Genomic DNA, 12503 nt, shown 5'->3' on the forward strand with positions numbered 1-12503 from the left:
GCAACGCACGGATCGACATCTATGTCTATGCTTGAAGCAGCACTGTCACTTGGGCTGCCTCCCAAACCGACAGGCCGTTCTGGCCCTGGCCACTACCTCTTCTATATATGCTCTCTGCTGGCCAACGGAAGCTCAATCGATAAAGCATTGATCCAGAGCGGTGCAGGTGACGCGCGCAACTGCTAGAACGAGAGCCTTTCGCATTTGCAATGCAGCGAGGACGCGCAGTGAACTTTGCAAGATTCGGCCCTCTTAGAATGTCGAACGCCAAGTCAAATGAAATTAATTATCATTACGATGATGCCCAGTCATTACGCCACGCAAGAAACATAATTAACAAAAGCATGCGCAATGCCCGAAACTCAAGGCTTTCAGCCATTTACGAAAGATTTTTGTTCTTAATCCTACGAATAAATTTGCCACAGAAATTTTACTTGCTGTGGGTTTACCCATAAAATCAGCGCGATTGATTCAGCTGCGACATTTGGTCACTGCATCCGCGACACCGAGTCGCCGCTCTACTTATTTCAGACTGCAGAGCTGGGTCTCTGTATAAGGATTTCCAACATGTCCGATTCGGCAGGACTCATCGCCCACAACTGGGGCTTTGCCATCTTCCTCCTGGGTGTCGTCGGCCTGTGCGCCTTCATGCTCGGCCTCTCCAGCCTGCTCGGCAGCAAGGCTTGGGGTCGCGCCAAGAACGAACCCTTCGAATCGGGCATGCTGCCCGTCGGCAGCGCCCGCCTGCGCCTGTCCGCCAAATTCTATCTGGTCGCGATGCTGTTCGTGATCTTCGATATCGAAGCCCTCTTTCTCTTTGCATGGTCCGTGTCGGTGCGCGAAAGCGGCTGGACCGGATTCGTCGAAGCACTCGTTTTCATAGCAATTCTGTTGGCAGGTCTTGTCTACCTTTGGCGGGTCGGGGCGCTCGATTGGGCGCCCGAGGGTCGCCGCAAGCGGCAAGCGAAGCTGAAACAATGAGGCTTTGGCATGCAATACAATCTCACCAGAATCGATCCGGATGCGCCCAACGAGCAGTATCCTGTCGGTGATCGGGAAACCGTCACCGATCAGCTGCTAGAGGACCAGGTCCACAAGAACATCTTCATGGGCAAGCTCGAAGATGTGCTGCGTGGCGCGGTCAACTGGGGCCGCAAGAACTCCCTCTGGCCGTACAACTTCGGCCTGTCCTGCTGCTACGTGGAAATGACCACGGCCTTCACGGCGCCCCACGACATCGCCCGCTTCGGCGCCGAAGTCATCCGGGCCTCGCCGCGCCAGGCCGACTTCATGGTCATCGCCGGTACCTGCTTCATCAAGATGGCGCCGATCATCCAGCGCCTGTACGAGCAGATGCTCGAGCCGAAGTGGGTGATTTCCATGGGCTCGTGTGCCAACTCCGGTGGCATGTACGACATTTACTCGGTCGTTCAGGGGGTCGACAAGTTCCTCCCCGTGGATGTCTACGTGCCTGGCTGCCCGCCTCGCCCCGAAGCTTTCCTGCAAGGCCTGATGCTGCTGCAGGAGTCGATCGGCCAGGAGCGACGCCCGCTTTCCTGGGTCGTCGGCGATCAAGGCATTTATCGTGCCGAGATGCCCGCCCAGAAAGACCTGCGTCGTGAACAGCGCATCCAGGTCACCAACCTGCGCAGCCCCGACGAAGTCTGATCCAGCGACATGCCGCCCGCTCCCGAAGGAGCCGGCGGCCTGGCTTCATTCTCTACGTTGACTCAAAGCGACCGAGACCATGACAGCGGACACCGCTATTTATATTCCGCCTTACAAGGCTGACGACCAGGATGTGGTCGTCGAACTGCACAATCGTTTTGGCGCCGAGGCATTCGTCGCCCAGGAAACCCGCACCGGCATGCCGGTCCTGTGGGTGAACCGCGCCCAGCTCAAAGACGTCCTCAGCTTCCTGCGCAACGTCGCCAAGCCGTACAGCATGCTGTACGACCTGCATGGCGTCGACGAGCGCCTGCGCACCCAGCGCCGTGGCCTGCCGGCCGCCGACTTCAGCGTGTTCTACCACCTGCTGTCGGTCGAGCGTAACAGCGACGTGATGATCAAGGTTTCGCTCAGCGAGGGCGACCTGAACCTGCCGTCGGTCACCAGCATCTGGCCCAACGCCAACTGGTACGAGCGCGAAGTCTGGGACATGTTCGGCATCGACTTCGCCGGCCACCCGCACCTGTCGCGCATCCTCATGCCGCCGACCTGGGAAGGCCACCCGCTGCGCAAGGACTTCCCGGCGCGCGCCACCGAGTTCGACCCGTACAGCCTGAACCTGGCCAAGCAGCAGCTCGAAGAGGAATCGGCACGCTTCAACCCCGAAGCCTGGGGCATGAAACGCCACGGTACCCACGAGGACTACATGTTCCTCAACCTCGGCCCCAACCACCCATCCGCCCACGGTGCCTTCCGTATCGTCCTGCAGCTGGACGGCGAAGAGATCGTCGACTGCGTCCCGGACATCGGCTACCACCACCGTGGCGCCGAGAAGATGGCCGAACGCCAGTCCTGGCACAGCTTCATCCCCTACACCGACCGTATCGACTACCTCGGCGGGGTGATGAACAACCTGCCGTACGTACTGGCCGTCGAGAAGCTGGCCGGCATCAAGGTGCCGGAGAAGGTCGACACCATCCGCGTGATGCTGGCCGAGTTCTTCCGGATCACCAGCCACCTGCTGTTCCTGGGTACCTACATCCAGGACGTCGGCGCCATGACCCCGGTGTTCTTCACCTTCACCGACCGCCAGCGCGCCTACACCGTGATCGAGGCGATCACCGGTTTCCGCCTGCACCCGGCCTGGTACCGCATCGGCGGTGTCGCCCACGACCTGCCACGCGGCTGGGACAAGCTGGTCAAGGACTTCGTCGACTGGCTGCCCAAGCGCCTGGACGAATACGAAAAGGCCGCCCTGCAGAACAGCATCCTGCGCGGCCGGACCATCGGCGTTGCCGCCTACAACACCAAGGAAGCCCTGGAGTGGGGCACCACCGGCGCCGGCCTGCGGTCCACCGGTTGCGACTTCGACCTGCGCAAGGCGCGCCCCTACTCCGGCTACGAGAATTTCGAGTTCGAAGTCCCGCTGGCCCACAACGGCGATGCCTACGATCGCTGCATGGTCCGCGTCGAGGAGATGCGCCAGAGCATCCGCATCATCGACCAGTGCCTGCGCAACATGCCGGAAGGCCCGTACAAGGCGGATCACCCGCTGACCACGCCGCCACCGAAAGAGCGCACCCTGCAGCACATCGAGACCCTGATCACGCACTTCCTGCAAGTCTCGTGGGGCCCGGTCATGCCGGCCAACGAGTCGTTCCAGATGATCGAGGCGACCAAGGGCATCAACAGTTACTACCTGACGAGCGATGGCGGCACCATGAGCTACCGCACCCGGATCCGCACCCCGAGCTACGCGCACCTGCAGCAGATCCCTTCGGTGATCCGCGGCAGCATGGTCGCCGACCTCATCGCGTACCTGGGCAGTATCGACTTCGTTATGGCTGACGTGGACCGCTAAGCATGAACAGCACGCTTATCCAAACCGACCGTTTCGTCCTGAGCGAAACCGAGCGCTCGGCCATCGAGCACGAGATGCACCACTACGAGGACCCGCGCGCGGCGTCCATCGAAGCCCTGAAGATCGTCCAGAAGGAACGCGGCTGGGTGCCGGACGGCGCCATCTACGCCATCGGCGAAGTCCTCGGCATCCCCGCCAGCGACGTCGAGGGCGTGGCCACCTTCTACAGCCAGATCTTCCGCCAGCCGGTCGGCCGTCACATCATCCGCGTCTGCGACAGCATGGTCTGCTACATCGGCGGCCATGAGTCGGTGGTCAGCCAGATCCAGAGCGAACTGGGCATCGGCCTCGGCCAGACCACCCCGGACGGCCGCTTCACCCTGCTGCCGGTCTGCTGCCTGGGCAACTGCGACAAGGCCCCGGCCCTGATGATCGACGACGACACCTTTGGCGACGTGCAACCTGCCGGCGTTGCCAAGCTGCTGGAGGGCTACGCATGACCATCACTTCCTTCGGCCCGGCCAACCGCATCGCGCGTTCGGCCGAAACCCATCCGCTGACCTGGCGCCTGCGCGACGACGGCGAGCCGGTGTGGCTCGACGAGTACCAGGCCAAGAACGGCTATGCCGCCGCCCGCAAGGCGTTGGCCGAAATGTCCCAGGACGACATCGTCCAGACCGTCAAGGATTCCGGCCTCAAGGGCCGTGGCGGCGCGGGCTTCCCCACCGGCGTGAAGTGGGGCCTGATGCCCAAGGACGAGTCCTTGAACATCCGCTACCTGCTGTGCAACGCGGACGAGATGGAGCCCAACACCTGGAAGGACCGCATGCTGATGGAGCAACAGCCCCATCTGCTGGTCGAAGGCATGCTGATCAGCGCCCGCGCCCTGAAGGCCTACCGCGGCTACATCTTCCTGCGCGGCGAGTACACCACCGCGGCGAAGCACCTCAACCGCGCCATCGACGAAGCCAAGGCCGCGGGCCTCTTGGGCAAGAACATCCTCGGTTCGGGCTTCGACTTCGAGCTGTTCGTGCACACCGGTGCCGGGCGCTACATCTGCGGTGAAGAGACCGCACTGATCAACTCCCTGGAAGGCCGCCGCGCCAACCCGCGCTCCAAGCCGCCCTTCCCTGCCGCCGTCGGCGTGTGGGGCAAGCCGACCTGCGTCAACAACGTCGAGACCCTGTGCAACGTGCCAGCCATCGTTGGCAACGGCGTCGACTGGTACAAGTCGCTGGCCCGCGAAGGCAGCGAGGACCACGGCACCAAGCTGATGGGCTTCTCCGGCAAGGTGAAGAACCCGGGCCTGTGGGAGCTGCCGTTCGGCGTCACCGCCCGCGAGCTGTTCGAGGACTATGCCGGTGGCATGCGCGACGGCTACAAGCTCAAGTGCTGGCAGCCAGGCGGCGCCGGTACCGGCTTCCTGCTGCCCGAACACCTGGATGCGCAAATGTACGCCGGCGGCATCGCCAAGGTCGGTACGCGCATGGGCACAGGCCTGGCCATGGCGGTGGACGACAGCATCAACATGGTGTCGCTGCTGCGCAACATGGAGGAGTTCTTCGCCCGCGAGTCCTGCGGCTGGTGCACCCCGTGCCGCGACGGCCTGCCCTGGAGCGTGAAGATGCTCCGCGCCCTGGAGAAGGGCCAAGGCAAACCGGAAGACATCGAGACCCTGCTGGGCCTGGTCAACTTCCTCGGCCCCGGCCGCACCTTCTGCGCCCACGCCCCGGGCGCCGTCGAGCCGCTGGGCAGTGCCATCAAGTATTTCCGGTCGGAGTTCGAGGCCGGCGTCGCCGCCCACACGGGCAGCGAGGCCCTGCGCCCGAACCTGGCCAAGCCGATCGTGGTCGGCGCATAACAAGATGAAGCGCGGGTGGTCCGTGCCACCCGCCGGCCTCGCAGGCTCGCCCGGCCCTCACCGCGCGAGCCGCAGGCACACCGATTTCCATTAGCCACGCCTGCTCACGCGGGCCAACGAAGAACTTTGAACCATGGCCACTATCCACGTAGACGGCAAAGCGCTCGAAGTCAACGGTGCGGACAACCTGTTACAGGCCTGTCTGTCACTCGGCCTCGACATCCCCTATTTCTGCTGGCACCCGGCGCTCGGTAGCGTCGGTGCCTGCCGGCAGTGCGCGGTCAAGCAGTACACCGACGAGAACGACACCCGTGGTCGTATCGTCATGTCCTGCATGACCCCTGCCTCCGACGGCACCTGGATCTCCATCGACGATGAAGAGTCCAAGGCGTTTCGCGCCAGCGTCGTCGAATGGCTGATGACCAACCACCCGCACGACTGCCCGGTGTGCGAGGAAGGCGGTCACTGCCACCTGCAGGACATGACGGTAATGACCGGCCACAACGAGCGCCGCTACCGTTTCACCAAGCGTACTCACCAGAACCAGGACCTCGGCCCGTTCATCGCCCATGAGATGAACCGCTGCATTGCCTGCTACCGCTGCGTGCGCTACTACAAGGACTATGCCGGCGGCACCGACCTGGGTGTCTACGGCGCCCACGACAACGTGTACTTCGGTCGCGTCGAGGACGGCGTGCTGGAGAGCGAGTTCTCCGGCAACCTGACCGAGGTCTGCCCGACCGGTGTGTTCACCGACAAGACCCACTCCGAGCGCTACAACCGCAAGTGGGACATGCAGTTCGCCCCGAGCATCTGCCACGGCTGCTCCAGCGGCTGCAACATCAGCCCCGGCGAGCGCTACGGCGAACTGCGCCGTATCGAGAACCGCTTCAACGGCTCGGTCAACCAGTACTTCCTGTGCGACCGTGGCCGCTTCGGCTATGGCTACGTCAACCGCAAGGACCGTCCGCGCCAGCCGATGCTCGCCGACGGTACCAAGCTGGGCCTGGACGCCGCCCTGGACAAGGCTGCCGACCTGCTGCGCGGCCGCACCATCGTCGGCATCGGCTCGCCGCGCGCGAGCCTGGAGAGCAACTACGGCCTGCGCGAGCTGGTCGGTGCCGAGTACTTCTACTCGGGCATGGAGGCCGGTGAGCTGGCCCGCGTGCGCCTGGCCCTGAACGTGCTGAACGACAGCCCGCTGCCCGTGCCGACCCTGCGCGAGATCGAGGACCACGATGCCGTGTTCGTCCTCGGCGAGGACCTGACCCAGACCGCCGCCCGTGTCGCCCTGGCCGTGCGCCAGGCCACCAAGGGCAAGGCCGAGGCCATGGCCGACGCCATGAAGGTCCAGCCGTGGCTCGACGCCGCGGTGAAGAACATCGGCCAGCACGCCCTGTACCCGCTGTTCATCGCCAGCCTGGCCGAGACCAAGCTCGACGACGTCGCCGAGGAATGCGTCCACGCAGCCCCGGCCGACCTCGCCCGCCTGGGCTTCGCCGTGGCCCACGCCATCGACCCGAGCGCTCCGGCCGTCGAGGGCCTGGACAGCGAAGCCAAGGCCCTGGCCCAGCGTATCGCCGATGCCCTGGTCGCCGCCCAGCGTCCGCTGGTCGTGGCCGGTACGTCGCTGGCCGACCCGGCGCTGATCGAGGCCGCCGCCAACATCGCCAAGGCCCTGAAGCTGCGCGAGAAGAACGGTTCGCTGAGCCTGGTGGTGCCCGAAGCCAACAGCCTGGGCATGGCCATGATGGGCGGCGAGTCCGTGGACGCCGCGCTGGACGCGGTGATCAGCGGCAAGGCCGACGCCATCGTGGTACTGGAGAACGACCTGTACGCCCGGGTGCCGGCCGCCAAGGTCGATGCGGCCCTGGCCGCGGCCAAGGTGGTGATCGTCGCCGACCACTCCAAGACTGCCACCACCGCTCGCGCCCACCTGGTGCTGCCAGCTGCCTCCTTCGCCGAAGGCGACGGCACCCTGGTCAGCCAGGAAGGCCGTGCCCAGCGCTTCTTCCAGGTATTCGACCCGCAGTACCTGGACAGCAGCATCCTGATCCACGAAGGCTGGCGCTGGATGCACGCCCTGCGTGCCACCCTGCTGAACAAGCCGGTCGACTGGACCCAGCTGGACCACGTCACCAGCGCCTGCGCCGAAGCCGCACCGCAACTGGCCGGCATCGTCAATGCCGCGCCGAGCGCCGCGTTCCGCATCAAGGGCCTGAAGCTGGCGCGCGAGCCGTTGCGCTACTCCGGCCGTACCGCGATGCGCGCCAACATCAGCGTGCATGAGCCACGCACCCCGCAAGACAAGGACAGCGCCTTCGCCTTCTCCATGGAAGGCTACTCGGGCAGCGCCGAGCCGCGCCAGCAGGTGCCGTTCGCCTGGTCGCCGGGCTGGAACTCGCCGCAGGCCTGGAACAAGTTCCAGGACGAGGTCGGTGGTCACCTGCGCGCGGGCGACCCAGGTATCCGCCTGATCGAGTCTCAAGGCGATCGCCTGAACTGGTTCACCGCCATCCCGGGCGCCTTCAACCCGGCCCGTGGCACCTGGCAGGCCGTGCCCTTCTACCACCTGTTCGGCAGCGAGGAGAACTCGTCGCGTGCCGCCCCGGTGCAGGAGCGCATTCCGGCCGCCTACGTGGCCCTGGCCAAGTCCGAGGCCGACCGCCTGGGCGTCAACGACGGCGCCCTGCTCAGCCTGAACGTGGCGGGCCAGTCGCTGCGCCTGCCGCTGCGTGTCAATGAACAGCTGGGCGCAGGCCTGGTCGCCCTGCCGAAAGGCCTGGCCGGTATTCCGCCAGCGATCTTCGGCGCAACCGTCGAAGGCCTGCAGGAGGCAGCACAATGAGCTGGTTCACCCCCGAAGTGATCGAAGTGATCCTCTCCGTCGTCAGGGCCATCGTGGTCCTGCTGGCGGTGGTGGTCTGCGGCGCGCTGCTCAGCTTCGTCGAGCGCCGCCTGCTGGGCTGGTGGCAGGACCGCTACGGTCCGAACCGCGTCGGCCCGTTCGGCATGTTCCAGATCGCCGCCGACATGCTGAAGATGTTCTTCAAGGAAGACTGGAACCCGCCCTTCGTCGATCGCATGATCTTCACCCTGGCGCCCGTGGTGGCCATGAGCGCCCTGCTGATCGCCTTCGTGATCATCCCGATCACCCCGACCTGGGGCGTTGCCGACCTGAACATCGGCTTGCTGTTCTTCTTCGCCATGGCCGGCCTTTCGGTCTATGCGGTGCTGTTCGCCGGCTGGTCGTCGAACAACAAGTACGCCCTGCTCGGCAGCCTGCGGGCCTCGGCGCAGACCGTGTCGTACGAAGTGTTCCTGGGCCTGGCGCTGATGGGCGTGGTGGTTCAGGCCGGTTCGTTCAACATGCGCGACATCGTCGACTACCAGGCGCAGAACCTGTGGTTCATCATTCCGCAGTTCTTCGGCTTCTGCACCTTCTTCATCGCTGGCGTCGCCGTGACCCACCGTCACCCGTTCGACCAGCCGGAAGCGGAACAGGAACTGGCCGACGGCTACCACATCGAGTATGCCGGCATGAAGTGGGGCATGTTCTTCGTCGGCGAGTACATCGGCATCATCCTGATCTCGGCGCTGCTGGTGACCCTGTTCTTCGGCGGCTGGCACGGCCCGTTCGGCCTGCTGCCACAGGTACCGTTCCTGTGGTTCGCGCTCAAGACCGCGTTCTTCATCATGCTGTTCATCCTGCTGCGCGCCTCGATCCCGCGCCCACGCTATGACCAGGTGATGGACTTCAGCTGGAAGTTCTGCCTGCCGCTGACCCTGATCAATTTGCTGGTGACCGCTGCGATCGTGCTCTACAACACGCCAGCCGTCGCGGCCCAGTGAGGATTTGACCCATGTTCAAATATATCGGCGATATCGTTAAGGGCACCGGCACCCAGCTGCGCAGCCTGGCGATGATATTTTCCCACGGGTTCCGCAAGCGCGACACCCTGCAGTACCCCGAAGAACCTGTGTACCTGCCGCCGCGCTACCGTGGCCGCATCGTCCTGACCCGCGACCCCGACGGCGAGGAGCGCTGCGTGGCGTGCAACCTCTGCGCGGTGGCCTGCCCGGTCGGCTGCATCTCGCTGCAGAAGGCCGAGACCGAGGACGGCCGCTGGTATCCGGAGTTCTTCCGCATCAACTTCTCGCGCTGCATCTTCTGCGGCCTGTGCGAGGAAGCGTGCCCGACCACCGCGATCCAGCTGACCCCGGATTTCGAAATGGCCGAGTTCAAGCGTCAGGACCTGGTGTACGAGAAGGAAGACCTCCTGATCTCCGGCCCCGGCAAGAACCCTGACTACAACTTCTACCGTGTTGCGGGCATGGCCATCGCCGGCAAGCCGAAAGGCGCCGCGCAGAACGAAGCCGAGCCGATCAACGTGAAGAGCTTGCTCCCATAAGGACAGAAAGATGGAATTCGCTTTCTACTTCGCATCCGGGATCGCCGTGGTCTCCACCCTTCGGGTGGTGACCGGCACCAACCCCGTGCACGCCCTGCTCTACCTGATCATTTCCCTGATCTCCGTGGCGATGATCTTCTTCTCCCTGGGTGCACCGTTCGCCGGCGCCCTGGAAGTGATCGCCTACGCTGGCGCCATCATGGTGCTGTTCGTCTTCGTGGTGATGATGCTCAACCTCGGGCCGGCCTCGGTCGCCCAGGAACGCGGCTGGCTCAAGCCAGGCATCTGGGCCGGGCCGGTATTCCTGGCCGCCCTGCTGCTGCTGGAGCTGCTCTACGTGCTGTTCGCCGAGCCGAGCGGCGCGGCCATCAGCGGTACCACCGTGGACGCCAAGACCGTCGGCATCAGCCTGTTCGGTCCTTACCTGCTGGTGGTCGAACTGGCCTCGATGCTGCTGCTCGCCGCAGCCGTCACGGCCTTCCACCTGGGCCGCAACGAGGCGAAGGAGTAAATCATGCCTGCTATCCCTCTCGAGCACGGTCTGGCAGTCGCCGGCATCCTGTTCTGCCTCGGTCTGGTCGGCCTGATGGTCCGGCGCAACATTCTCTTCGTACTCATGAGCCTGGAAGTCATGATGAACGCCTCTGCCCTGGCGTTCATCGTCGCCGGCAGCCGCTGGGTGCAACCGGATGGACAGGTGATGTTCATCCTGGTGATCAGCCTGGCGGCGGCCGAGGCCAGCATTGGCCTGGCGATCCTGCTGCAGCTGTATCGCCGCTTCCACACTCTCGACATCGATGCTGCCAGTGAGATGCGCGGATGAACCTTCTCTTCCTGACTTTCGTCTTCCCCCTGATCGGCTTCCTGCTGCTGTCGTTCTCCCGCGGTCGGTTCTCGGAGAACCTGTCCGCGCTGATCGGCGTCGGTTCCGTCGGCCTCTCGGCCGCGGTGGCCGCCTACGTGATCTGGCAGTTCAACGTCGCGCCGCCTGAAGGTGGCGCGTACAGCCAGCTGCTGTGGCAATGGATGTCGGTGGACGGCTTCGCGCCGAACTTCACCCTGTACCTGGACGGCCTGTCGGTCACCATGCTCGGCGTGGTCACCGGCGTCGGCTTCCTGATCCACCTGTTCGCCTCCTGGTACATGCGCGGTGAAGCCGGCTATTCGCGGTTCTTCGCCTACACCAACCTGTTCATCGCCAGCATGCTGTTCCTGGTGCTGGGCGACAACCTGCTGTTCATCTACTTCGGTTGGGAAGGCGTGGGCCTGTGCTCGTACCTGTTGATCGGTTTCTACTACAGCAACCGCAACAACGGCAACGCAGCCCTGAAGGCCTTCATCGTCACCCGTGTCGGCGACGTGTTCATGGCCATCGGCCTGTTCATCCTGTTCGTCCAGCTGGGTACCCTGAACGTCCAGGAGCTGCTGGTGCTGGCACCGCAGAAGTTCCAGGCTGGCGACACCTGGATGGTCCTGGCGACCCTGATGCTGCTCGGCGGTGCGGTCGGCAAGTCGGCCCAGCTGCCGCTGCAGACCTGGCTCGCCGACGCGATGGCCGGCCCGACCCCGGTCTCGGCGCTGATCCACGCCGCGACCATGGTGACCGCGGGCGTCTACCTGATCGCCCGTACCCACGGCCTGTTCGCCCTGGCGCCGGACATCCTGCACCTGGTCGGCATCGTCGGTGGCGTGACCCTGGTCCTGGCCGGCTTCGCCGCCCTGGTACAAACCGACATCAAGCGTATCCTCGCCTACTCGACCATGAGCCAGATCGGCTACATGTTCCTGGCGCTCGGCGTGGGTGCCTGGGACGCGGCGATCTTCCACCTGATGACCCACGCATTCTTCAAGGCCCTGCTGTTCCTTGCCTCCGGTGCGGTGATCAATGCCTGCCACCACGAGCAGAACATCTTCAAGATGGGCGGCCTGTGGAAGAAACTGCCGCTGGCCTACGCCAGCTTCGTGGTCGGTGGCGCCGCCCTGGCGGCCCTGCCGATCCTGACCGTCGGCTTCTACTCCAAGGACGAGATCCTCTGGGAAGCCTTCGCCAGCGGCCACACCGGCCTGTTGTACGCCGGCCTGGTCGGTGCATTCATGACCTCGCTGTACACCTTCCGGCTGATCTTCATCGCCTTCCACGGCGAAGCCAAGACCGAAGCCCACGCTGGCCACGGCATCGCCCACTGGCTGCCGCTGGGCGTGCTGATCGTGCTGTCGACCTTCATCGGTGCCTGGATCCATCCGCCGCTGGCCGGCGTGCTGCCTGAGAGCGTCGGCCATGCCGGCGGCGAAGCCAAGCACAGCCTGGAGATCGCCTCGGGCGCCATCGCCATCGCCGGTATCCTGCTGGCGGCGGTGCTGTTCCTGGGCAAGCGTCGCCTGGTCACCGCCATCGCCAGCAGCGGCATCGGTCGTGTCCTGTCGGCCTGGTGGTTCGCTGCCTGGGGCTTCGACTGGATCTACGACAAGCTGTTCGTCAAACCCTACCTGCTGATCAGCCACATCCTGCGCAAGGATCCGGTTGACCGCAGCATCGGCCTGATTCCTCGGATGGCACGCGGCGGTCACGTCGCCATGAGCAAGACCGAGACCGGCCAGCTGCGCTGGTACACCGCCTCGATCGCCGTGGGTGCCGTGCTCGTGCTCGGTGCCGTGCTGATGGCTGCGGTATGACTATGAACCTTGCGACTTTGCGAAAGGA

Annotated in this window: 11 protein-coding genes; all 11 read left to right on the forward strand. The window is 64.5% G+C overall.

The window, feature by feature from the left end:
* The first annotated feature begins 567 nt into the window (after positions 1–567).
* A complete protein-coding gene (locus NJF35_RS13225) occupies positions 568–981 on the forward strand; it encodes an NADH-quinone oxidoreductase subunit A (protein ID WP_003251427.1) in 414 nt (137 codons plus the stop codon).
* 9 nt (positions 982–990) lie between these two features.
* A complete protein-coding gene (locus NJF35_RS13230) occupies positions 991–1668 on the forward strand; it encodes a NuoB/complex I 20 kDa subunit family protein (RefSeq protein WP_225788448.1) in 678 nt (225 codons plus the stop codon).
* Between the two features lie 79 nt (positions 1669–1747).
* Positions 1748–3529, forward strand: a complete 1782-nt coding sequence (gene nuoC, locus NJF35_RS13235) for an NADH-quinone oxidoreductase subunit C/D (RefSeq protein ID WP_225788449.1) — start codon at positions 1748–1750, stop codon at positions 3527–3529.
* Between the two features lie 2 nt (positions 3530–3531).
* Positions 3532–4029 (forward strand): NADH-quinone oxidoreductase subunit NuoE, encoded by a 498-nt coding sequence (gene nuoE / locus NJF35_RS13240; protein ID WP_225788450.1) that lies wholly within the window; start codon positions 3532–3534, stop codon positions 4027–4029.
* Complete coding sequence (gene nuoF / locus NJF35_RS13245) at positions 4026–5390, forward strand: NADH-quinone oxidoreductase subunit NuoF (RefSeq protein WP_253081362.1); 1365 nt, start codon at positions 4026–4028, stop codon at positions 5388–5390. The genes nuoE and nuoF overlap by 4 nt, the downstream gene beginning before the upstream one ends.
* 133 nt (positions 5391–5523) lie before the next feature.
* A complete protein-coding gene (gene nuoG / locus NJF35_RS13250; RefSeq protein ID WP_225788452.1) occupies positions 5524–8238 on the forward strand; it encodes an NADH-quinone oxidoreductase subunit NuoG in 2715 nt (904 codons plus the stop codon).
* Positions 8235–9242: an NADH-quinone oxidoreductase subunit NuoH gene (gene nuoH, locus NJF35_RS13255; RefSeq protein WP_225788453.1), complete on the forward strand. Its 1008-nt coding sequence runs from the start codon at positions 8235–8237 to the stop codon at positions 9240–9242. The genes nuoG and nuoH overlap by 4 nt, the downstream gene beginning before the upstream one ends.
* A gap of 11 nt (positions 9243–9253) precedes the next feature.
* Positions 9254–9802, forward strand: coding sequence for an NADH-quinone oxidoreductase subunit NuoI (gene nuoI, locus NJF35_RS13260; protein WP_225788454.1), 549 nt, complete (start codon positions 9254–9256; stop codon positions 9800–9802).
* Between the two features lie 10 nt (positions 9803–9812).
* Entirely contained in the window at positions 9813–10313 is a 501-nt protein-coding gene (nuoJ, locus tag NJF35_RS13265) for an NADH-quinone oxidoreductase subunit J (protein ID WP_070571836.1), read from the forward strand.
* 3 nt (positions 10314–10316) lie between these two features.
* A complete protein-coding gene (nuoK, locus tag NJF35_RS13270) occupies positions 10317–10625 on the forward strand; it encodes an NADH-quinone oxidoreductase subunit NuoK (RefSeq protein WP_225788455.1) in 309 nt (102 codons plus the stop codon).
* The gene (gene nuoL, locus NJF35_RS13275; RefSeq protein ID WP_225788456.1) at positions 10622–12475 is read left to right on the forward strand and encodes an NADH-quinone oxidoreductase subunit L; all 1854 of its coding nucleotides are present in this window, start codon (positions 10622–10624) and stop codon (positions 12473–12475) included. Before nuoK ends, nuoL begins: the two co-directional genes overlap by 4 nt.
* Positions 12476–12503: the final 28 nt, after the last annotated feature.

It is taken from the genome of Pseudomonas guariconensis, from assembly GCF_024127895.1.
GTDB classification, from domain to species: Bacteria; Pseudomonadota; Gammaproteobacteria; order Pseudomonadales; family Pseudomonadaceae; genus Aquipseudomonas; species Aquipseudomonas guariconensis_B.